We start from the raw sequence: 21737 nt of genomic DNA, 5'->3' as shown, positions 1-21737 counted from the left end.
AACTGATATGTTCAAACACTTTTTCATGCTCGAATGGAAGGCTTTTTTCCGTTCATCGGCATTCGGCGCGAATCTCGTCATGAAGATTTTCATGGGATTGTTCGCCGCTTACTTCGCGTTCATGTTCGTCATAGCGGGAATTTTCATGTATCCGGGTCTCGAAAAAGCAGGGTTAAAACCGCTTGAGGTGATCAATCAGTACATTATTTTTTATCTCGTCGGCGACTTGATCATCAGGTATTTCATGCAGAAAATGCCAGTGATGAACATCAAGCCGCTGCTCATCACGCCCATAAAACGCAGCACGATCGTGCATTTCGCGATGGGAAAAAGCGTGATTTCGTTCTTCAATTTCGCGCATGCGTTCGTGTTGATCCCGTTCACGATTTCGCTACTGATCTACGAGCCCGACAAATTGCACATGATCTTGTGGCATTTCTCAATCGTCGCGTTGATCTTGGCGAACAATTTCATCAACTTGATGGTCAACAATAAGAACAGCGTTTTCTATCCGGTGCTCATCGTCGTGTTGGCGTTCGTTTTCGCTACGTATTACGGATGGTTCGACGTCACGGTCTACACAAAATCAATCTTTCAATTGTTATCGTCGACGTATTATGGCTTTTTGATCCCGATGCTTTTCCTTGGCGGTTTATACTGGGGCGCGTTCAGATATTTCGACAAAAGATTGTCGCTTGATACTGGCCTGGCAAAGAAGACCGACATCGCCAAAAGCGAGGATTTCAACTGGCTCAACCAATTCGGGAGCATGGGCGTTTTCCTAAAGAACGACATTCGGCTGTTGAAACGAAACAAGCGTTCGCGCACCACGGTTATCATGAGTTTCCTGTTTATTTTTTATGGACTGATCTTCATGACGGGCGCCATCGAAACCTATCGCGGTCCGTTTTGGCAAGTGTTCGCGGGCATTTTCGTCTCGGGCGGATTCATGTTCACGTTCGGCCAGTTCGTGCCGAGTTGGGACAGCGCCTATTATCAATTGATGATGAGCCAGAACATAAAATACAAGGAATATCTCGCCTCGAAATGGTGGCTGATCTCAATCGCGACGGTTATTTCCACGATAATCGCATCGTTTTATCTGATGTTCGGATGGAAAGTCTATTTGCTGATCTGCGTCGGCGCGATCTACAACATCGGTGTGAATTCCTACCTCGTCTTATTTGCGGGCGCTTACGTGAAAACGCCTATCGATTTGAGCTCGAGCAAGCAGGCGTTCGGAGACAAGCAAGCGTTCAACGTAAAGACGCTGTTGATCACGTTGCCCAAAATGCTGCTTCCGATCGCGATCTACGGTATCGGATATTATACCGTAAACGAAATGTTCGGATGCGCGTTGCTCGCCATTTTCGGGATTGCAGGACTGGCGTTCCGAAACAAGATGTTCTCAGTCATCGAACGCATCTACAAACGCGAAAAGTACAAGACGATTCAAGCCTACAAACAAAAATCATAATCATCAATCATGATACACGTTTCACAACTCACAAAACAATACAACGGCACGACGGTTCTCAACATTTCGAATCTCGATATTCCGAAAGGACAAAGTTTCGGGCTTGTCGGGAACAACGGCGCCGGCAAGACCACGTTCTTCAGTTTATTGCTCGACTTGATTGAACCGACGACAGGTAAAATCGTAAACAACAACGTCCAGGTCGACGCGAGCGAAGGTTGGAAACCGTTCACTGCCGCGTTCATCGACGAGAGTTTCCTGATCGGATATTTGACGGCCGAGGAATATTTTTACTTCATCGGCGACATCCGAAACCGTAACAAGGCCGACGTCGACGCATTGCTCGCCAAACACGAGGAATTCTTTAACGGCGAGATTTTGAACAGCAAGAAATACCTGCGCGATCTCTCGAAAGGGAATATGAAAAAAGTCGGGATCATCGCGGCGCTTATCGGAAATCCTGAGGTCGTGATCCTCGACGAACCGTTCGCCAATCTGGATCCGACGACCGTAAACCGCCTCAAGAAAATCATCACCGAACTCGCCGAGGACGACAATGTGACCGTTCTGGTTTCCAGCCACGATCTGTCGCACACGGTCGAAGTCTGCAACCGAATCGTCGCGCTCCAGAAAGGCGAAATCGTGAAAGACATCCAGACATCGCCCGAAACATTGAAAGAGCTCGAGGAATTCTTCGCGGTTTAATTTTTTGGGCGTGCCGGCGGTCAAACGATCCGCGCCTGCCGTTCACGAGTAAAAACCGCCGTCGTGCTGACCCGCTTCAATCTTTTTTGGATTCGTCTCCACTGCGCTTCACCGAATCTTTTCGATTTGACTCCACTGCGTTTCGCCGAATCTTTTTGAATTTGTCTCCACTGCGTTTCGTCGAATCTTTTTGAATTTGTCTCCACTGCGTTTCGCCGAATCTTTTCGATTTGACTCCACTGCGTTTCGCCGAATCTTTTTGAATTTGTCTCCACTGCGTTTCGCCGAATCTTTTCGATTTGACTCCACTGCGTTTCGTCGAATCTTTTTGAATTTGTCTCCACTGCGTTTCGCCGAATCCAAAAAAGGATTTACGCTTGCATCACTCACGCAAACCGTTGTCTGCCGCTTTGGTGTTAATTCTAATTGACGAATCGGCAATATTCAACCCAAAAATTTTCCCATATCCAAAAGAAACGTATTTTTACCCGTTATAGAAAGTTTGCACGAATCATACTAAAAACGGCTTTTAGCAGTTAAAGCATAAAACGGTGACCACCTTGAAAACCAACATATTCCGAATCATAACGATTTTCGGCCTCATTGCCTTGCTGGTAGCCTGTTCTACGCGGCGGGATACTTGGCTCGCGCGCAACTCGCATGCGATGAGTACCAAATACAACATTCTCTACAATGGCGACATCGCGCTCGAAGACGGCGTGAACGAACTCAAAACGACGTACGGAGACAATTTCTGGGAAATCCTTCCCGTGGAGCGCATGCAGCCAGAAGCCGAAAAACCGGTCGAGCCAGTTGCAAGCGCACCCGTTCCGACGGGAGGAAAAGAGCCACAGATTCCACAACAATCGAAAAACGCAAACTTCCAACGCGCCGAGGAAAAAGCCACGAAAGCCATCCAAAAACACTCGATGAACATCGGCGGGACCGAAGTCAACTCTCAGATGGACGAGGCGCATTTGCTTCTCGGGAAAGCGCGTTATTACGACAAGCGTTACCTTCCGGCACTCGAGGCGTTTAACTACGTTTTGTACAAATACCCGAAAAGCAGCCGTATCTACGAAGTCAAAGTGTGGCGCGAAAAAACCAACATGCGTCTAGAGAACGACGGTCTCGCGATCACGAATCTTCAAAAATTGTTGGGCGACGAGAAAGTGAAACTCAACGACCAGGTTTACGCCGACGCAAATGCAGCTTTGGCTCAGGCATTTTTGAACACCGAGGAAAAAGACAGCGCCATCGCACGTCTTAAAGTCGCGATAGACAAAACAAAAGCCGACGAGGAGAAAGCGCGTTACCGTTTTATCGTCGCACAAATCTTCGAACAGAAAAAAGAGAAAGACAGCGCCTACAAATATTACGATGAGGTCATCGACATGAATAGGAGTTCGCCCCGCATGTACGTAATCCAGGCGCACGGCCGCCAATCGTTGCAATTCGATTACGAAAAAGGCGACACCGTCGTATTCCTTGAAAAGTATAGAAAATTACTAAAGGATCGCGACAACCGCGCGTATCTCGATGCGATCAACTACCAGATGGCATTGTTCTACGACAAGCGCAAACAGCCGGACATGGCCGTGAAATACTACAATAAGTCGCTCGATGCACAGCCTCAGGACGCGTATCTGAACGCTTCGAACTATCGCAATATTGCTGAGATTTACTTCAACAAAGCCAAATACGTTACGGCCGGAATGTATTACGACAGCACGCTCGTGCACCTGAAACCGCGCACTCGTGAATTCAGGATGATCGAGAAAAAGCGGATGAATCTCGAGGATGTGATCAAATACGAAGGTATCGCGACCAGGAACGACAGTATCATCAAAGTATGGTCGATGCCTGAAGCCGCTCGCGTAGCCTATTATCAGGAATACATCGACAAGCTCAAGATCGAGGACGAGAAAAAACGAATAGCCGAAGAAAAAGCGCGTGAGAGAGCTGAAAATGCCCAAAACGCATCGGCGAACGACGTGGCTTCGAACAGCACAGGCGCAAAGTCGGCGATCAGTAGAAGCGACGCGAAATCAGCCGCCGATGCCGCAACCGGAGCAACGCCAATTACAAAACCTGCCAAACCAGGAGAATTTTATTTCTACAACGCGGCGACCGTCGCTTACGGAAAATCGGAATTCCGAAAGAATTGGGGCACTCGAAAATATCAGGAGAACTGGCGTTTTGCCAAATCGTCTTCGAGCGACACGCCAGTCGAGGAAGATCGGGAACTGACCGAAGAAGAAATCAAAGCCAAAGCCGACGCGGCCCAAATCGCCGAGGCCAAATACACGCCGGATTTCTACATCAGCCAATTGCCGACATCCAAAGTCGTGATCGACAGTTTGGCCAAGGAACGCAATTTTGCGTATTACCAACTCGGCGTCATCTACAAGGAGAAATTCCGCGAGTACCAACGTTCGGCCGACAAGCTCGAAGCTTTGCTCATGAATAACCCCGAGGAACGATTGATCCTTCCGGCACAGTACAATCTGTACAAAGTTTATGAAATCCTCGACAAGCAAAAAGCCGCCGTCGTAAAGAACGATATCATTACGCAATATCCCGATTCGCGTTACGCGCAGATCCTGAAGAACGAGACCTTGACGGGCGACGCGGCACTTACTCCGGTCGCGGCCTTCAACAAATTGTTTAAGGAATATGAAGCCGGCGATTACAAAGGCGTGCTCATAAAAGTAGAGGATGCGATCGACCAATACACTGGCGAGGAAATGTTGCCGAAGTTCGAGATATTGAAAGCGCGCACCGTCGGAAAATTGAGAGGACTCGAGGAATATAAAAAGGCGCTAAATTACGTGGCGCTTACGTATCCGAACGTCGAAGAAGGAAAAGAAGCCGAAAAAATGCTCGGGCGCGACATCGTGATGATGGAGGCCATGCAGTTCAACGACACCGATCCGAAAAGCTGGAAGTTGTTGTATTACGCTCCGAATCCCGACGCCAAGAACATCAAGGTGCTTCAGGAGAAACTCAAGAAATTCATATCGGAACGCACGGCCGACCAGTTGTCGCAATCGCTCGACATTTATACGATGGACATGAATTTCGTCGTCGTCCATGGCATCCGAACTGAAAACGGAGCCGAAGGAATCGCGTCGGTCCTAAAGGAATTCAAGGAATACAAAGTCGTCGAGAAACCCATCGTGATCTCGAACGACAATTACGCTATCGTCCAGATCAAGAAAAACCTTGAGGAATATTTGGCCGATCCGCACAAAAAATCACCGAAACGCGCCGCTCCTGCATTAAAATCGGTCGATAACGGGCCTAAGAACCAAACGCCTCGAGGCGCGCGAATCCCGAAACAGCGTCCGGCTCAAACGGCGACACCATCGGGCGCACAACCCGGCGTAGGCCGTCCGCCACAAGACAGCGATGACCCGATGCAGAGCGCCCAGCCGCCAACAATGGGAGGTTCGGGTAAAACGCAAACCACGACAACTCCGCCAAGAAAATAATGTTCGAGAAAAGCCCAAAATCCTATACTGACCTGTTGGGTAAGACCAATCGGATTGTCGAGGGAACGGCGATCAAAGGCGATATTATTTCCCAAGCTGATTTTCGCCTCGACGGAACGCTCATCGGCAATATGCAATGCAGCGGCAAGATCGTGATCGGCCCGATGGGAAGCGTCACGGGCGACATCATTTGCAAGAACGCCGACATCGAAGGCAAATTCAACGGTAAAATCCAAGTGGCCGAACTGCTCAACGTCAAATCGAAAGCGAGCATCAACGGGCATGTGATCTGCGCCAAGCTCGCCGTGGAACCCGGAGCGGCTTTCAGCGCATCATGCGAAATGCGTCCGACACAAAAAAACCTCCCGCCTCATGAGCAACGACCAGAACAAAAAAGGGAATAAGTGGTTGGCTCTGATCAACATTCCGATACAAATGGGCGTGATTATTTTCGCGTTTGTCTACGCGGGAAAATGGCTTGATGAAAAATATCCCAACGAAAATAACCTTTATGTAAAAATTTTGGTGATTGTCGGCGTCGCGATCGCGATCTATAACGTGAACCGACAAGTTCAGGAAATCAACAAATCCGATGAGTAATAAGTTTGGGCGTTGGCGTCCGATTTTTGAGATTCTTGGAATTTCGATCGTCTTTGGCGCGCTTCACGTTTTGTTTTTTCGATTGCTTCAAGTCGACACCAGAATATTCGTGTATTCTAATCTGGAACTGTACGCGTACTTTCTTGTCGCGTCGATTTTGATTTTGGCGGTTCTGATCATAGCACAACGAAAGAATCAGGATTATGTAGGGTATACTTTTTTGATTGCGACATCGGCGAAAATGGTCGGCGCCTACATATTGCTACGACCCGTTTTGGAACAGAACATTAAAGCCGAGAAAATCAATTTCTTCGTGGTTTTCGCATTGTTCCTGGCTTTCGAAACCGTAACGGCGAGCAGGATGTTGAACAGGCAATGACATTTTTTTGACGGAAATTTTCGTGAGTCGGCCCAAATTTCTGAAATCGATTTCGCAAGAATATGTGAATTGCGTAAAATTTAGCAATCTACAGTCTTTTACTTTCCGATTTTAAATGTACCTTTGCGCCAAATTTAAAAACAGCTTTTAAGCTTCTTTATATTATGGTGTTTTCACGTAAATCGCTCACAATCATTGCCAGTTTGTTCATCACAGCCTTTTCGTTTGCAGGAATTGTCCAGCACGAGGAGCATAGCGCCCCTGTTTCTACTACTGAAGCGCATGCCGAAGCTGTTGAGGCCGAAGGTCACGAAGGCCACGCTGAACCAACCGGAATCAAAGGTCAAATCGACGCTTATAAAAAGCATCACGTGCTTGATTCGCATGACTTCACTTTATTTTCGGATAATAAAGAAGGAAAGCACTTTGGATTTCCTTTGCCTGTCATTTTGGTCGATGAAGGTTTCCACGTTTTCTCATCTTCAAAATTCAACCACGGAGAATCGGTTGCAGAGTCAAATGGAAAATTCTATGTGATCAATCACCACGACGGAAAAATCTACCGAACTGACGCTCAAGGGACCATTACTGAAGATGCGAATGGTCATCCGACAAACGTCCACCCGCTCGACCTTTCCATTACGAAAAGCGTATTTTCGATTTTGCTTGCCGCACTATTGATGTTTTGGTTGTTTACGAGTTTGGCCAAATCATACAAAAAGAACAACGGAATCGCGGTTGGAATCGGGCGTTACTTTGAGCCGCTTGTCGTGTTCATCCGTGATGAGATCGCTATCCCGAACATCGGCGTAAAACACCACAGAAGATACATGGGTTATTTGCTCACGATTTTCTTCTTTATCCTTTTCCTGAATCTTTTCGGATTGACGCCGCTGGGAATCAACGTTACCGGTAACATTGCCATTACGTTCGCTTTAGCGATCATGACATTCTTTATTACAACATTCACAGCCAATAAAAATTATTGGATGCACATTTTTTGGATGCCCGGCGTTCCCAAACTGATGCGTATCGTTTTGGCGCCGATCGAGTTACTCGGAATCATCATCAAACCGTTCTCGTTGATGATCCGTCTCTATGCTAACATTTTTGCGGGACACATCGTATTGATGAGTATCATCGGGCTAATGTTCATATTTAAAAGCTGGTTAGGAAGTTCGCTTTCTTTTGGATTGGCATTCGTGCTTTCGATCCTCGAGATTTTGGTGGCTTTCCTTCAGGCGTATATTTTCACGATGCTTTCGGCCTTGTACTTCGGTGCGGCAGTCGAAGAACATCATCACGAGGAACACCATTAATTAGTAATACTGTTTAATCTTAAATATAATTATCATGCAAATTCCAACTATTGTAGGTGCTGGTCTGATCGTAATCGGAGCCGGTCTTGGTATCGGTAAAATCGGTGGTTCAGCGATGGACGCGATTTCTCGTCAGCCAGAAGCTTCTGGAAAAATCCAGACAGCTATGTTGATCGCTGCCGCACTTATCGAAGGTATTGGTTTCGCCGCTCTTTTCGCTGCGTAATGAAAAAAGAAGTCAGTCGCAACGGTTGGTTGTGACTGGCTTTCTATTCAAAGATTAAAATTTAAACACAATATATTTTCCACATGGATAAATTAATAAATCAGTTCGAATTAGGTTTGTTCTTTTGGCAAGTGCTGATTTTTGTCGGCCTTATCATTTTGTTGCGCAAGTTTGCATGGAAGCCGATCCTTGGCGCCGTAAACGACCGTGAAGAAGGTATCAAAAACGCTTTGTCATCGGCTGAAGCGGCTCGCAACGAGATGAAAAATCTTCAAGCCGACAACCAACGCATCCTTCAGGAAGCACGTGCCGAGCGCGATTTGCTTTTGAAAGAAGCGCGTGAAATGAAAGAGAAAATGATTTCGGACGCCAAGAATGAAGCCGCCCAAGCCGGTCAGCAAATGATCGCCCAGGCGAAAAATGCTATCGACGCCGAGAAAAACGCTGCGATGGCCGAAATGAAAGCTCAGGTTTCTAACCTATCTTTGGAAATCGCCGAAAAGTTGCTCAGAAGCGAACTTTCGAACAAAGAATCACAAGTGAAATTGGTCGACACGATGTTGGCCGACGCTAAACTCAACTAATATGTCAAGAGCAGCTATCCGTTACGCGAAAGCGATCTTAGATATGGCGCACTCGAGTGGTGTTGCAGCCGACGTGAACAACGACATGGCGCACATCAGCGAGAACATCGCCTCGAATGCCGAGCTCAACGAATTCATCCTCAGCCCGACGACGACGAACGAGGTCAAGGAAAGCGCTTTGCTTGAGATTTTCGACGCTGCGGGTAACATCACGAAAGGGTTGTTCCGACTGTTGAAGGAAAACAAGCGTTTCGAGATTTTGGGCGCTATCGCAACCGAATACAACAAGCAATACGAGATCATGAACGGTGTCGAAGTCGCTACGGTGACCACGGCGATTGAGATGGACGCCGAATTGCAGTCACGCGTGATGTCGAAAATCCTTGAGTTTTCAAACAAGAAAATCGCGATCGAGAACATCGTGGATCCGTCGATCATCGGAGGATTCATTTTGCGCATCGGCGACAAACAATACAACGCGTCGGTAGCGAATCGTTTGCAGACATTGAAACGCGAACTTTCAAATTAATGAAAAGCGCGATCTATATTTTAGCAATGTTTATCTCGGTGGCGGGATTTAGCCAGACCGTGCGTCTTAAGAAAGGCAATATCACCGTAGACGACAAACTGTGGTTAAAATATGATGGTTGCGGCGGATGGGATCGCGTTTGCTCGGTAATGAGTCTGGAAGGCGAAGAGATCATCTACATGACGCTTGAAACGGTCAAGTATTCGGAGGATAAATATTGGAAAGTAAAATTTTTGGGCTTGAACCAAACGCTTGAAATCCCATATGCGATGAACGGCGGGCTGCTTAAAAAGTTCTATGTGGCGAATGTTGTCAACGCGGACGGAACACTAAACCCGGACAAGGTTTCACGTATGGTCGAAAAGTACGGAAATCCGAATGCTGAAGCTCCTGAAACGAGCAACACGCAAACAATAATTATAAAAGATGAAACCCCGAAACCGGGTGTTCAAATTAATATAGGTAGATAAAAATAAAGTTATGGCGGAAATTAAACCGGCTGAAATTTCAGCAATATTGAAGAAACAGCTTTCGGCATTCGAATCCGGAGCTACGCTTGAAGAAGTAGGAACAGTCCTTAACGTTGGTGACGGTATCGCTCGCGTTTACGGATTGTCAAACGTACAATACGGTGAACTTGTCGAGTTTGACAACGGTATGCAAGGTATCGTTTTGAACTTGGAAGAAGACAACGTTGGTGTCGTATTGCTCGGCCCTTCAACAGGAATCAGCGAAGGTTCTACCGCAAAACGCACAAAGCGCATCGCCTCGCTTAAAGTAGGTGAGCAAATGGTCGGTCGTGTCGTGAACACGCTTGGTTTGCCAATCGACGGTAAAGGCCCGATCGGCGGTGATCTTTACGAGATGCCATTGGAACGCAAAGCTCCTGGGGTTATCTTCCGTCAGCCGGTAACTGAGCCGCTTCAGACAGGTATCAAAGCGATCGATGCGATGATCCCGGTTGGACGTGGACAACGTGAGCTTGTGATCGGTGACCGTCAAACTGGTAAATCATCGGTTTGTTTGGATACCATCCTGAACCAAAAGGAATTCTACGATGCCGGCAAACCGGTATTCTGTATATATGTTGCGATCGGGCAAAAAGCGTCGACCGTAGCAGGAATCGCAAAGACATTGGAAGAAAAAGGCGCGATGGCTTATACGGTTATCGTTGCGGCTAACGCTTCTGATCCAGCTCCGATGCAGGTTTACGCTCCGTTCGCGGGTGCTGCTATCGGTGAGTACTTCCGTGACACGGGTCGTCCGGCACTTATTGTGTATGATGACTTGTCGAAACAAGCGGTAGCATATCGTGAAGTATCGTTGTTGCTTCGTCGTCCACCGGGTCGTGAAGCTTATCCTGGAGACGTTTTCTACCTTCACAGCCGTCTTTTGGAAAGAGCTGCGAAAGTGATCGCCGATGACGATATCGCAAAAAACATGAACGACCTTCCGGATTCGTTGAAGCCAATCGTAAAAGGTGGCGGATCGTTGACGGCATTGCCGATTATCGAAACACAAGCGGGCGACGTTTCGGCATACATCCCGACAAACGTAATCTCGATCACCGATGGCCAAATCTTCCTTGACGGGGATTTGTTCAACTCGGGTGTACGTCCTGCGATCAACGTCGGTATCTCGGTATCACGTGTCGGAGGTAACGCCCAAATCAAATCGATGAAGAAAGTTGCAGGAACGCTTAAGCTTGACCAGGCGCAATTCCGTGAATTGGAAGCGTTCGCGAAATTCGGATCCGATCTTGACGCGGTTACCTTGAACGTAATCGAAAAAGGAAAACGCAACGTTGAAATCCTGAAACAAGGTTTGAACGATCCGTATACTGTCGAAGATCAGGTCGCTATCATCTACGCAGGTTCAAAGAACTTGCTTAGAAATGTTCCCGTGAACAAAGTAAGAGAATTCGAGAAAGATTTCCTTGAATTCCTAAACAACAAGCACCGCGACACTCTTGACGCTTTGAAAGCCGGTAAATTCAGCGACGAGCTTACAGACGTGATTGAGAACGTGGCGAAAGAAGTTTCAGCGAAATATAATTAATTGAATTAGTCTTGAGTATTGAGAGTTTAGATACGAGTTTCCCCGATCTGACCTCTCAATACTCATCACTCATATCTCAAAACTAAAATGGCAAACCTAAAGGAAATACGTAACCGGATTACCTCCGTTTCCTCAACGATGCAAATCACATCGGCGATGAAAATGGTTTCTGCGGCTAAATTGAAAAAAGCCCAGGATGCCATCACGGCTATGCGTCCGTATTCTGAAAAGCTCACGCAATTGCTACAAAACTTGTCGTCTACGCTCGATTCTGACGCAGGTGGCGAATTCACGGCCCAACGCGAAATAAGAAACGTGCTCATCATCACCGTGACTTCAAACCGTGGTTTGGCGGGAGCGTTCAACTCGAACGTCCTCAAAGAAGTGAAACGTTTGGGCGAGACGATCTACGCGGGCAAAAACGTCGACTTTTTGACCATCGGTAAAAAAGGAAACGATTTGCTCAAGAAAACCGGGAAAGTCGTATCGAACAACAACGGTATTTTCGACACATTGAATTTTGAAAACGTTTCCATCATAAGCGACGAAATCGTAAAATTGTTCCTCGACGGAAAATACGACCGCGTTGTTTTGGTCTACAACCAATTCAAGAACGCCGCGACCCAAATCATCAAAGAAGAGCAATTCCTGCCTTTGGTACCAGCGGTTTCGACAAGCAACAAGCAAGTCGTGGATTACATCTTCGAACCATCGAAAGAGGAAATCGTGATGACGTTGATCCCGAAAATGCTCAAAACGCAATTGTACAAAGCCATTCGCGATTCCTTCGCATCAGAACACGGCGCGCGTATGACGGCGATGCACAAAGCGACCGACAACGCGACGGCTTTGCGCAACCAATTGAAACTGACGTACAACAAAGCGCGTCAGGCAGCCATTACCAACGAAATCCTCGAGATCGTTGGCGGTGCCGAAGCTTTGAACGGATAAGCAAAAATCAAACATACAAAAGAGCCGGACATTTGTTCGGCTTTTTTATTTCCAAAATGTTGATTAAAATGGTGATAACGCCCATTTAACCTACTTTCAATCCCATTATAAATGGTTATTTTTGTTTACAATCCAAGTTGACGCGTGTACAAAAGCCTTTTCAAACAAACTGCCATTTACGGACTTGCCACGGTTTTGCCGCGCATGCTCAGTTTTTTGCTCGTGAGGTTGTACACGAAGGAACTTCCGCAGGGCGAATACGGCGAAGTCACGATCGTCATGGCGTGGATGGTTTTCCTGAACGTGTTCTTGTCGTACGGCTTCGAAACCGGTTTTTTCCGCTTTTACAACTCCGAAACCAATAAGGAAAATGTCGTCTCAACCTCAATGATTTCAATCTTCTGGTCGTCGATGCTGTTCCTCGGGATCGCATTGCTTTTCCGCAACACGATTGCTGAAATGGTCAACGTCGACACGTCCTACATAACCTACGCGATCTGGATTCTGGTGCTCGACGCGCTCGTCATCATCCCGTTTTCAAAACTGCGAGCCTTGCAACGCCCGATGGTTTATGCCGCGATCAAGATCGGGAACGTAATGGTAAACCTGGGCTTGAACCTGATCTGTTTGCTTTGGTTGCCGTATTTCGCACAGAATAATCCCGACAGTTTCATCAGCAGCCTGTACATCGAAAACTTCGAAGTCGGCTATATTTTCCTCGCGAATCTGATTGCAAGCTTCCTCACGTTCATCATTTTAAGTCCCGATTACTTCAAAATAAACTGGCACATCGACGCCGAACTCTGGAAACGCATGATGAAATACGGCCTCCCGATCTTGTTCGCCGGAATCGCCTTCGCCATCAACGAACATTTCGACAAAATCCTGCTCGAGAAATTATTACCGCCAAATATTGCGAAGTCTGAAGTCGGCGTGTATTCGGCTTGTTACAAATTAGCGCTGTTCATGACGTTGTACGCGACGGCGTTCCGTTTGGGAATAGAACCGTTTTTCTTCAGTCATTCGGGCAGCGAGAACGCCAAGCAAACCTACGCCGTGATCACCAAATATTTCGTGATTTTCGGATCGTTCATCCTGTTGTCGGTCATCGTTTTCGCCGACGTTCTAAAAGTGCTGCTACTCGACAATCCCGTGTATTGGGCCGCGATGCCAGTCGTTCCGCTGATTATTCTGGCGAATTTCTGCCTCGGGATTTACACGAATCTGTCGGTTTGGTATAAGCTCATAGACAAGACGTACATCGGCGCGTATATTTCGCTTGTCGGCGCATTTCTCACGCTGGCGCTCAACTTTTTGCTGATCCCGAAATTCGGATATTACGGTTCGGCAATCGCTACGATCGTCGCTTATGGCAGCATGATGCTGATCTCGTGGTGGCTCGGCAACAAACATTACCCAATCCCGTACGACATGAAAAAAATCCTGGGTTACATGGGCGTTTCCATCGTATTCTCGGGCGTGTCGTTTTACGGTTTCCGCGAAAATTATCTCATCGGGTTCGCGCTGCTCGTGCTGTTCCTGTATTTTATATATCACAACGAAAAAGAGGCTTTGCTTAGGATCGTCAAACGCAAGCCCAAGAATATTTAAATGATTTGAAGCTAATTCCGGCTGTCCGCTTTTAGCTTTCTCGAACAATGCAATTTTTGCAACGCGCCGCAACGGGCTTCCTTTGGTCGCCGTCGCAGCCCGGCAAAAAAAAGCATTCTTCCAAGAAAGGCTAACCGCTTCCATCCGGGCTAAACGTCCAGATAAAAAAGAAAAAATACTTCCGGGAACGCGAACCGTAAAAAAACTTCGCAGCGTCGGATCAAAAATAAAAGTAAACAAAACCGCAAGAAACTTCGAGCCTCCGTGCCTTCGTGTCTTCGTGGCAAAAAAAAATTAAAAACTAAAAAAAGAAAACTTAGTGTCCTCAAGACTTCGTGTCTTCGTGTCAAAAAAACATAAATCAAAAACAAGAAAACTTAGTCTCTCCTAACCTTCGTGTCTTCAAGTCAAAAAAAGTCGACTCTTTCAAATGAAAATAAACATCATAAACAAATCAGGTCACGCGCTTCCCAACTACGAAACCATCGCTTCAGCAGGAATGGATCTGCGCGCCGTACTCGAATCATCAATTACGCTGAATCCGCTTGAGCGCACGATCGTAAAAACGGGCTTGTTCATAGAACTTCCCATCGGATACGAAGCACAAGTCCGTCCGCGTTCCGGCTTGGCCGCCAAAAAAGGCATAACCGTCCTGAATTCACCCGGAACCGTCGATGCCGATTATCGCGGGGAAATCGGTGTGATTTTAGTAAATTTATCAAACGAGCCGTTCACGGTCGAAAACGGCGAACGCGTCGCCCAGCTCATCATCGCCAAACACGAACGCGCGGAATGGGTTGAGGTGAGCGAATTGAACGAAACATCTCGCGGCGCGGGTGGTTTTGGTTCGACTGGGGTAAAGTAGACGAAAGACAAATGATGAAAGACGAAGGACTGGCGTTTTCGTAAAAAAGCAACAGTTGGTCGGACATCGCGTCATTGAAAGCCGATACTGGTTTTAGCAGGATCGAAAGTCCTTAATGATTAGTCTTTCGTCATTCGTCAAACAAAAATTCGCCCTCGGCAGGCAAGCATCAAAAAACAAATAAACGCATCAACGCATAAACAAATGAAAATAATAGTCCCAATGGCCGGTCGCGGTTCACGTCTCCGTCCTCACACGCTAACCGTCCCGAAACCGCTTATCCCAATCGCAGGCAAACCGATCGTGCACCGTCTCGTTGAAGACATCGCAGGCGTGATCAACCAGGATATAGAAGAGATCGCATTCATCATCCACAAAGATTTCGGGCCTCAGGTCGAGAAAGACCTGATCGCGATCGCTGAAAAACTCGGTTCGAAAGGCACGATCTACTACCAGGAACAACCACTTGGAACGGCTCACGCGATTATGTCGGCGAAAGAATCCATGAGCGGCCCGATTGTTGTGGCCTACGCCGACACACTATTCCGCGCCGATTTTACGTTAGATACAAGCGCCGACAGCGTGATCTGGGTCAAGCAAGTCGACGATCCGAGCGCGTTCGGAGTCGTGAAACTCGAAGGCGATCGCATCACCGATTTCGTCGAGAAACCAAAAGAATACGTTTCAGATCTGGCGATCATCGGGATCTACTATTTCAAGTCTGGAGAAACGCTTCGTGCGGAACTGCAGTATTTATTGGACAACGACATCGTCAAAGGTGGCGAATACCAACTCACTGACGGTCTCGAGAACATGAAGCAAAAAGGCCTCAAGTTCGTTCCCGGTAAGGTTGATGAATGGATGGATTGCGGCAACAAGAACGTAACGGTCGAAACCAATTCGCGTTTGCTCGGATTTTTGCATTCCGACGGTGAAAACCTCGTCGACGAAAGTGCGAAACTCGAGAACTCGACGGTCATTCCGCCGTGTTTCATCGATAAAGACGTAGTGCTGATCAACGCAACGGTCGGCCCCAACGTATCACTCGGACGCGGCACGCACGTATCCGACAGTACGATAAAAAACAGCCTGGTGCAAACCCACGCTCATATCAAGAACGCGAATCTCGACAACGCCATGATTGGCAACCACGCGAGTTTCGACGGGAAATTTACAAGTATCAGCATCGGAGATTATTCGGTGCTCGAATAAAAAGCATGAAGAAACTTGCCCTGATTTTCGCCTTTGGCGTCCTGATTCAAACCTTCGGCCTGGCCCAAATCCAGGAACCCGAAGATATTGCCATGGAAGCGAACGAATTCCGAAACGAATTCTACGAATCACTCAAGCAAAAGGGAATCGAGAATTATGACAAAGCGGTCGCGGCGTTGTTGCGTTGCCAAAAGTTGCAGCCCAATAATTCGGTCGTATATTACGAATTGGGCAAGAATTACCTGTCGCAAAAAGACTACAAGAAAGCCTACGAGAATTTTGAGAAGACCACGCAACTCGATCCGCAGAACAAATGGGCCTGGGTCGGTTTGTACGACGTTTGTTACGAAACGCGCGATTATGAACAGGCGATCGTGATCGTCAAGAAACTCATCGAATTCAAGTCGGACTATAAGGAAGATCTGACGTCTTTGTACATGAACACGCAGCAATTCGACAAGGCGCTCGAACTCATAAACGAGCTCAACGAGTCGGTCGGGACGAGTGATTTGCGCGACAATTACAAGGCGAGCATCATGAAAGACACCAAATATCAAGGTTCTGAACGTTCGCTTCTGCTTGACAAGATCAAGAAAGATCCCAAAGACGAATCGAACTACGTGTCGCTTATGTTCATGTATTGGGACAGCAATCAGGACGACAAGGCGCTTGAGATCGCTCAGAAACTCGAGAAGGAAATCCCGGGTTCCGATTGGGCGCAGATCAGCCTTTTCAAATACCATTTGACCAAAAGCGAAGGTACGAAAGCCGTAAAAGCGATGAACCAGATCCTGGCGAGCAAGAAAATCGACGACAAGATCCGTCATCGCGTGCTCAACGAATTCTTGATTTTCGCGAAAGACAAACCGGAATTCGACGCCGATCTCCAAAAGGCGATCTCGTATTTTGAGAACGACCGAGAAGTAAAAGTGGCCAAAGAAATCGGAAAATTTTATCACAACAAGAAAAACTGGGAGCAGGCGATCCGTTATTACGAGAATCACCTGAAGACGAATCCTGACGATATGGAAGCTATTTTCCTCGTGCTTCAGGCATATACCGAGAAACAGGATTATCCGAATCTGGCTAAGCGAGCCGAAGGAATGATAGAATCGTATCCGTTGCAACCGCAATTTTATTTTTACGCGGGATTGGCCAACAACCAGCAAAAGAATTTCAAGAAAGCCAAGGATTTGCTCGAAGTAGGGCTCGATTACGTGGTCGATGACAAGCAACTCGAAACCAATTTCTACATCCAACTCGGAGAAGCGTGGAACGGTTTGGGCGACACCAAGAAAAAAGAATTTTATTTCCTAAAAGCCGAAAAATTGTTAGACAAGAAGAAATGAAAATGAAAAGGAATTTAATTTTAGTTGCAGTGGCAGTCGCAGTGGCAGCGTGCAAGTCCGCACAGCCCGCAGCGGCAGTCGAGAAACCTGTGGCCGAAGAGACGAGCGCATCGAAAATCATAACCGGACATTACGCGAACCTTAAGGATTTCAAGACGCTCAGCATCAAGGCGTCGGCGAAATACAAGGACGACAACCAAAGCCAAAGCATCACGGCCGACATTCGCGTGAGGAAAGACGAGACGATTTTCATAAGCATCCGATTCCTCGGCATCACGATGGCCAAAGCACTCATAACGCCAACTGAAGTCAAGTATTACGAGAAACTCAACAGCACGTATTTTGAAGGCGATTACGCAAAGTTGAGCCAATGGTTGGGAACGGAGCTCGATTTCAAGAAAGTGCAGAATTTGCTCATCGGGCAAGCGCTCGACGATTTAAGAAAAGGAAAATACGCCGAATCGGTCGAAAACAACCTGCAGAAACTCGAAGAAACTACCGACAGGACTACGAAAAAGATTTTCTATTTCGAGCCTGAAACGTTTTTCGTGAATAAGGAAGAAGTAAGCCAACCCTCGCAACGCCGCAGCCTTGAAGTCAATTATCCAGGCTATACGAAGCACGCCACGATGTCGTTGCCGTCAAAAATATTGCTCGAAGCCGTGCAGCCAAAGGGCAAAACCAATATCAGCATTGAATACAACTCGGTTTCCTTTAACGAAGAAATCTCGTTTCCGTACAGCGTTCCTGAAGGTTACGAACGCGTCGAAATCGAGTAAATGCAAAACCAAACACCATGAACAAACATTTAGCGAGCCTGATTTTACTGTTGATTTCCGTAACGACGTTTGCGCAGATCGACCAGCAAAAACTCGAAAGACGAAAGGCGCAGATTCAACGTGAGATCCAGGAAAGCCAGGAAAAACTCAACGCGATGAAGTCGCAGGAGAAATCCGTCAAAAGCCTCATCGAGGAACAGAACAACAAGATCAAGCTCAAGCAGAAACTCATCAGCACGACTGAAAAACAAACGCGTCTGCTCAACGACGATCTGTACACGACGCAGTTGAAAATCAACAAACTCAAACGCGATCTCGTCGTGCTCAAGGAAGATTACGCCGAAATGATCCGCAAATCCTACAAGAGCCGTTCGGAGCAAAGCCGTGCGATGTTTTTATTGTCGTCCGAAAATTTCCTGCAAGCCTACAAGCGCGCCCAATACATGAAGCAATACGCGAGTTACAGGCGTTCGCAGGGTGAGGAAATCAAGACGAAGACCGATCAGCTTACGCAGTATAACGACCGGATCGTCGTCCAAAAAACAGCCAAACAAAAGCTGCTCGTCGAGAACGAAAAGGAACGCTCCGAACTCTTAAAAGAGAAGGCCGAACAGGAAGTCCTGGTCAGTTCCATCAAAAAGGACAAGAAGAAAATCGCGGCCGAAATCAAGAAAAAGCAACAGGAAAGCCGCAACATCGACCGTCAAATCGACCGTTTGATCCAAAAAGCGATCGACGAGGCGAATAGGAAAGCAGCACTTGCCGCGGCGAAAGCGAGTCCCGCGAAAGCAACGGAGGTAAAAGCCAAGGTCGCCGAATCGCCAAGCAAAATCGTCTTGACGCCCGAAGCGAAAGTCGTCGCCGATAATTTCCGGGCGAACAAAGGTAGTTTGCCGTGGCCTGTCGAACGAGGCGCAGTTACGTTAGGTTATGGAGATCAGGCGCACCCGGTTCACAAATCTTTGGTCGTTCACAATTCCGGCGTCGAAATCACGACCGAGGAAGGTTCGAACGCACGTGCCGTCTTTGGCGGAGAAGTAATCAGCGTGATCGTACTTTCGCCCGTGAACAAAGCGGTAATCATCCAACATGGGGATTTCTTTACGATTTACCAAAACTTAGGTTCGGTTAGCGTCAGTAAAGGTGATAAAGTCCGCATCAAGCAAAATCTCGGACGCATCAGGACGAACGGCGATACCGGAAAAACGGTCTTGAAGTTCTTGATCAAGCAGAATACGGTTTATAACAATCCGCAGGCTTGGTTGTCGGGAATGTAGTTGTTGTTGATTCGTTTATGCGTTGATTTGTTTAATTGGTGCTTGCCTGCCGAGAACGAATCTTTGTTTGACGAATGACGAAAGACGAATGATGAAGGACTTTCGATTCCGCTTAGAATCATGATTGAACTTTGATTGACGTGATGTCGAAGCAACGATTACTATTGCTTTTTGCCGAAAGCGTCTGTCCTTTGTCTTTCGTCATTCGTCATTCGTCATTCGTCTTTTCCGACTATTCAATAAACAACGCCTTCAACTCAGTCGCTTCCGACGGTTTCAATTTTCCCGCAAGTACCAAACTCAACTGTTTTCTTCGCAACGCAGCGTCGTATCTTTCTATTTCAAGCTCGGTTTCGGGAACGATAGGTGCGACTTCAACGGGACGGCCAGTATCGTCGACGGCTACGAACGTGTAGATTGCTTCGTTCGCTTTTGTCCGAACGCCTGATTCGCGATCCTCGATCCAAACGTCGATAAAGATTTCCATCGAACTTTTAAAACTGCGCGACACCTTCGATTCGATCGTCACGACACTGCCGAGTGGAATCGAACGGTTGAACGCCACGTGATTTACCGATGCCGTAACGCAAACCCTGCGCGAATGACGACGCGCGGTGATACTCGCGGCCCTATCCATGCGCGCAAGCAATTCTCCACCAAAAAGGTTGTTAAGCGGATTGGTCTCGCTTGGCAAAACCAAGTCGGTTAGCGTAGTCAAAGACTCTGAAGGATGTTTTGGCAGCATGTGTGGATTTTTTGGCAAAGGTAACTCTTGCGCATAAAAAATCCCGGAAAACCGGGATAAATGTTAAAGCTTCTTGATTAGGATCCAAGCGTGCATGTCGCGCGATTCGTGGATTTTTATCATTTCTTCGCGTGCTTCCTGCTTCGAGGCGAAACTGCCATAGACAACAGGGAACAAGCCGCGGCGATCTTGAGGAATGCGACGTGATTTGTAGCCGAGGCCTTTTAGTTCGGCGCAGGCTTTGTTCGCGTTTTCTTCGCTTCGGAACACGCCGGCCACGATGTGATACGGCAATTTATCCTCGGCGACGGTAAGCGTCACGGTCGGTAGCGGCGTATCGATGAAGAATGTCGCTTCCTGTATTTTATCTTGAACTTGTTTCTGTACTTCGGTCTCCACGGCGAGCGTTTCGCGTTGGATCTGGCTTTGGAAAAGTTGGAAACCTCCGGCTCCGCCAGCCCCGATTGCCAATAAGAATACGGCCGCGTACTTCAAATACGGGCGGCTCTTGCGCGCTTCAGGCGTGAACGCGATCGGTGCTTTTTCCTCGAGCGCTTCGACTTCCTGTTTGTAAACCTCGCGTTGTATCGGAGGCGAGACGAAAGAACTCAATCCGAAAGCTTCGGTCAAATAATTACTGCTCTCGGTCGGTTGGAACACGATGTTGTTCTCGGCATTCAGCGAAAGCTCGCCAATGTTCTTCAACGTGAAGCGTCGGTTGACTTCAAGAATGTTTTTCCAGATGGAAACTTCGTTCTGTATGGCGTCGACAGCCTGCTCGTACGTCGATTTCTCAGCCTGCGCGATATGGTTGGCCAAAAGGCCGTCGTTGTTCTTAAGATACGTGTTGAACGAGATCAGCTTTTTAGGCGGATAAAAGGCGCTCGACGACTCGTGAAGTTGAGCCGACTGGAATTCCGTGAGGAAAGCGCCGAAGCCAGGAACCGTAACGCACTGGTAACGATACAAAAGCTGTGAAATATGGTGTTCGATCTTCATAGAAACAAAATTATGCAATGCGTTCGACGGGCAAAATTTTATCCACAATTTTTATTAACAATCCGCGCGAAATTTTATACTTTTCATTTTCAATCATTTACTATGCGCCACGAAGAATTATTTTACCTGTTAGCCTTGCAAAACGTAGAAGGAGTGGGCGATGTCAACGCCAAGAAACTACTTTCAGAGTTCGGTTCGGCCCGAGAAATCTTTAACGCCGACGACGCGAAACTGCGCACGATCGGCTTTTCCGAAAAAATCATCGGACATCTCAAAAGTACGTCGGTTTTGAAACAAGCCGAAGCCGAAATGAACTTTATCGAATCCTCAAAAATCAAGGTCGCGACCTATCTCGACGACGATTACCCGAAACGGCTCAAACATTGTCCCGATGCGCCGACCGTGTTGTTTTCGTCGGGCAATATCGATTTGTCGAACCGACGCATCATCTCGGTGGTCGGAACACGGCAGGTTACGGGTTACGGCGCGGATTTCTGCAAAAAATTAATGTCCGATTTGTCGCCGCTGAATCCGATTATCGTAAGCGGTTATGCGCTCGGCGTCGACATCACGGCGCA

22 protein-coding genes are annotated in these 21737 nt (G+C 47.4%); 20 read left to right on the top strand and 2 right to left on the bottom strand.

The window, feature by feature from the left end:
• Nucleotides 1-7 precede the first annotated feature (7 nt).
• The 19 genes from EOO50_RS03440 (at nucleotide 8) to EOO50_RS03350 (ending at nucleotide 19415) form a co-directional block, all read left to right on the top strand.
• The gene (locus EOO50_RS03440; protein ID WP_290837942.1) at nucleotides 8-1477 is read left to right on the top strand and encodes a DUF5687 family protein; all 1470 of its coding nucleotides are present in this window, start codon (nucleotides 8-10) and stop codon (nucleotides 1475-1477) included.
• 9 nt (nucleotides 1478-1486) lie between these two features.
• Nucleotides 1487-2182: an ABC transporter ATP-binding protein gene (locus tag EOO50_RS03435; protein ID WP_290837940.1), complete on the top strand. Its 696-nt coding sequence runs from the start codon at nucleotides 1487-1489 to the stop codon at nucleotides 2180-2182.
• 560 nt (nucleotides 2183-2742) lie between these two features.
• Entirely contained in the window at nucleotides 2743-5676 is a 2934-nt protein-coding gene (locus EOO50_RS03430; protein WP_290837938.1) for a gliding motility protein, read from the top strand.
• Nucleotides 5676-6080 (top strand): polymer-forming cytoskeletal protein, encoded by a 405-nt coding sequence (locus EOO50_RS03425; RefSeq protein WP_290837936.1) that lies wholly within the window; start codon nucleotides 5676-5678, stop codon nucleotides 6078-6080. The genes EOO50_RS03430 and EOO50_RS03425 overlap by 1 nt, the downstream gene beginning before the upstream one ends.
• On the top strand, nucleotides 6049-6276 hold the full coding sequence (locus tag EOO50_RS03420; protein WP_290837934.1) for an AtpZ/AtpI family protein: 228 nt from the start codon (nucleotides 6049-6051) through the stop codon (nucleotides 6274-6276). The genes EOO50_RS03425 and EOO50_RS03420 overlap by 32 nt, the downstream gene beginning before the upstream one ends.
• Nucleotides 6269-6655, top strand: a complete 387-nt coding sequence (locus tag EOO50_RS03415; RefSeq protein WP_290837932.1) for a hypothetical protein — start codon at nucleotides 6269-6271, stop codon at nucleotides 6653-6655. The genes EOO50_RS03420 and EOO50_RS03415 overlap by 8 nt, the downstream gene beginning before the upstream one ends.
• Nucleotides 6656-6819: 164 nt before the next feature.
• Nucleotides 6820-7974 carry a F0F1 ATP synthase subunit A gene (gene atpB / locus EOO50_RS03410; protein WP_290837930.1) on the top strand — a complete coding sequence of 385 codons (1155 nt, stop codon included), beginning with the start codon at nucleotides 6820-6822 and terminating at the stop codon, nucleotides 7972-7974.
• A 34-nt stretch (nucleotides 7975-8008) separates the two neighbouring features.
• Complete coding sequence (gene atpE / locus EOO50_RS03405; RefSeq protein WP_191019127.1) at nucleotides 8009-8200, top strand: ATP synthase F0 subunit C; 192 nt, start codon at nucleotides 8009-8011, stop codon at nucleotides 8198-8200.
• A gap of 83 nt (nucleotides 8201-8283) precedes the next feature.
• The gene (locus EOO50_RS03400; protein WP_290837926.1) at nucleotides 8284-8784 is read left to right on the top strand and encodes a F0F1 ATP synthase subunit B; all 501 of its coding nucleotides are present in this window, start codon (nucleotides 8284-8286) and stop codon (nucleotides 8782-8784) included.
• Between the two features lies 1 nt (nucleotide 8785).
• Complete coding sequence (gene atpH, locus EOO50_RS03395) at nucleotides 8786-9313, top strand: ATP synthase F1 subunit delta (RefSeq protein WP_290837925.1); 528 nt, start codon at nucleotides 8786-8788, stop codon at nucleotides 9311-9313.
• Nucleotides 9313-9783, top strand: a complete 471-nt coding sequence (locus tag EOO50_RS03390; RefSeq protein ID WP_290837922.1) for a hypothetical protein — start codon at nucleotides 9313-9315, stop codon at nucleotides 9781-9783. Before atpH ends, EOO50_RS03390 begins: the two co-directional genes overlap by 1 nt.
• Before the next feature lie 10 nt (nucleotides 9784-9793).
• On the top strand, nucleotides 9794-11371 hold the full coding sequence (gene atpA / locus EOO50_RS03385) for a F0F1 ATP synthase subunit alpha (protein ID WP_290837920.1): 1578 nt from the start codon (nucleotides 9794-9796) through the stop codon (nucleotides 11369-11371).
• 87 nt (nucleotides 11372-11458) lie between these two features.
• A complete protein-coding gene (gene atpG / locus EOO50_RS03380; protein WP_290837918.1) occupies nucleotides 11459-12322 on the top strand; it encodes an ATP synthase F1 subunit gamma in 864 nt (287 codons plus the stop codon).
• A gap of 144 nt (nucleotides 12323-12466) precedes the next feature.
• Nucleotides 12467-13933, top strand: a complete 1467-nt coding sequence (locus EOO50_RS03375; protein WP_290837915.1) for an oligosaccharide flippase family protein — start codon at nucleotides 12467-12469, stop codon at nucleotides 13931-13933.
• 430 nt (nucleotides 13934-14363) lie between these two features.
• Nucleotides 14364-14798, top strand: a complete 435-nt coding sequence (gene dut / locus EOO50_RS03370) for a dUTP diphosphatase (RefSeq protein ID WP_290837913.1) — start codon at nucleotides 14364-14366, stop codon at nucleotides 14796-14798.
• A 204-nt stretch (nucleotides 14799-15002) separates the two neighbouring features.
• A complete protein-coding gene (locus EOO50_RS03365; RefSeq protein WP_290837911.1) occupies nucleotides 15003-16010 on the top strand; it encodes a sugar phosphate nucleotidyltransferase in 1008 nt (335 codons plus the stop codon).
• Nucleotides 16011-16015: 5 nt separating this feature from the next.
• Nucleotides 16016-17359, top strand: a complete 1344-nt coding sequence (locus EOO50_RS03360; protein ID WP_290837909.1) for a tetratricopeptide repeat protein — start codon at nucleotides 16016-16018, stop codon at nucleotides 17357-17359.
• 2 nt (nucleotides 17360-17361) lie between these two features.
• Complete coding sequence (locus EOO50_RS03355; protein ID WP_290837906.1) at nucleotides 17362-18138, top strand: DUF4292 domain-containing protein; 777 nt, start codon at nucleotides 17362-17364, stop codon at nucleotides 18136-18138.
• Between the two features lie 17 nt (nucleotides 18139-18155).
• Nucleotides 18156-19415, top strand: a complete 1260-nt coding sequence (locus EOO50_RS03350) for a peptidoglycan DD-metalloendopeptidase family protein (RefSeq protein ID WP_290837904.1) — start codon at nucleotides 18156-18158, stop codon at nucleotides 19413-19415.
• A 232-nt stretch (nucleotides 19416-19647) separates the two neighbouring features.
• Here EOO50_RS03350 and EOO50_RS03345 read toward each other — a convergent pair whose 3' ends face one another.
• Nucleotides 19648-20160 (bottom strand): acyl-CoA thioesterase, encoded by a 513-nt coding sequence (locus EOO50_RS03345; protein ID WP_290837902.1) that lies wholly within the window; start codon nucleotides 20158-20160, stop codon nucleotides 19648-19650.
• A gap of 63 nt (nucleotides 20161-20223) precedes the next feature.
• Nucleotides 20224-21159 (bottom strand): SPOR domain-containing protein, encoded by a 936-nt coding sequence (locus EOO50_RS03340; protein ID WP_290837900.1) that lies wholly within the window; start codon nucleotides 21157-21159, stop codon nucleotides 20224-20226.
• Between the two features lie 102 nt (nucleotides 21160-21261).
• On the opposite strand from EOO50_RS03340, the gene EOO50_RS03335 reads away from it, so the two are divergent.
• Nucleotides 21262-21737 (top strand): DNA-processing protein DprA (locus tag EOO50_RS03335; protein WP_290837898.1); only part of this gene is annotated, 476 nt, incomplete at its 3' end.

This window comes from Flavobacterium sp. (genome assembly GCF_004211145.1).
GTDB lineage: Bacteria > Bacteroidota > Bacteroidia > Flavobacteriales > Flavobacteriaceae > Flavobacterium.
Note: the sequence above shows the minus strand (reverse complement) of the source record. Positions and strands in the feature narration are given on the sequence as shown.

Coding starts and splice junctions, on each gene's coding strand:
- EOO50_RS03440 (WP_290837942.1), top strand. CDS start 8: ATGTTCAAACACTTTTTCATGCTCGAATGGAAGGCTTTTTTCCGTTCA.
- EOO50_RS03435 (WP_290837940.1), top strand. CDS start 1,487: ATGATACACGTTTCACAACTCACAAAACAATACAACGGCACGACGGTT.
- EOO50_RS03425 (WP_290837936.1), top strand. CDS start 5,676: ATGTTCGAGAAAAGCCCAAAATCCTATACTGACCTGTTGGGTAAGACC.
- EOO50_RS03420 (WP_290837934.1), top strand. CDS start 6,049: ATGAGCAACGACCAGAACAAAAAAGGGAATAAGTGGTTGGCTCTGATC.
- EOO50_RS03415 (WP_290837932.1), top strand. CDS start 6,269: ATGAGTAATAAGTTTGGGCGTTGGCGTCCGATTTTTGAGATTCTTGGA.
- atpB (WP_290837930.1), top strand. CDS start 6,820: ATGGTGTTTTCACGTAAATCGCTCACAATCATTGCCAGTTTGTTCATC.
- atpE (WP_191019127.1), top strand. CDS start 8,009: ATGCAAATTCCAACTATTGTAGGTGCTGGTCTGATCGTAATCGGAGCC.
- EOO50_RS03400 (WP_290837926.1), top strand. CDS start 8,284: ATGGATAAATTAATAAATCAGTTCGAATTAGGTTTGTTCTTTTGGCAA.
- atpH (WP_290837925.1), top strand. CDS start 8,786: ATGTCAAGAGCAGCTATCCGTTACGCGAAAGCGATCTTAGATATGGCG.
- EOO50_RS03390 (WP_290837922.1), top strand. CDS start 9,313: ATGAAAAGCGCGATCTATATTTTAGCAATGTTTATCTCGGTGGCGGGA.
- atpA (WP_290837920.1), top strand. CDS start 9,794: ATGGCGGAAATTAAACCGGCTGAAATTTCAGCAATATTGAAGAAACAG.
- atpG (WP_290837918.1), top strand. CDS start 11,459: ATGGCAAACCTAAAGGAAATACGTAACCGGATTACCTCCGTTTCCTCA.
- dut (WP_290837913.1), top strand. CDS start 14,364: ATGAAAATAAACATCATAAACAAATCAGGTCACGCGCTTCCCAACTAC.
- EOO50_RS03365 (WP_290837911.1), top strand. CDS start 15,003: ATGAAAATAATAGTCCCAATGGCCGGTCGCGGTTCACGTCTCCGTCCT.
- EOO50_RS03360 (WP_290837909.1), top strand. CDS start 16,016: ATGAAGAAACTTGCCCTGATTTTCGCCTTTGGCGTCCTGATTCAAACC.
- EOO50_RS03355 (WP_290837906.1), top strand. CDS start 17,362: ATGAAAAGGAATTTAATTTTAGTTGCAGTGGCAGTCGCAGTGGCAGCG.
- EOO50_RS03350 (WP_290837904.1), top strand. CDS start 18,156: ATGAACAAACATTTAGCGAGCCTGATTTTACTGTTGATTTCCGTAACG.
- EOO50_RS03345 (WP_290837902.1), bottom strand. CDS start 20,160: ATGCTGCCAAAACATCCTTCAGAGTCTTTGACTACGCTAACCGACTTG.
- EOO50_RS03340 (WP_290837900.1), bottom strand. CDS start 21,159: ATGAAGATCGAACACCATATTTCACAGCTTTTGTATCGTTACCAGTGC.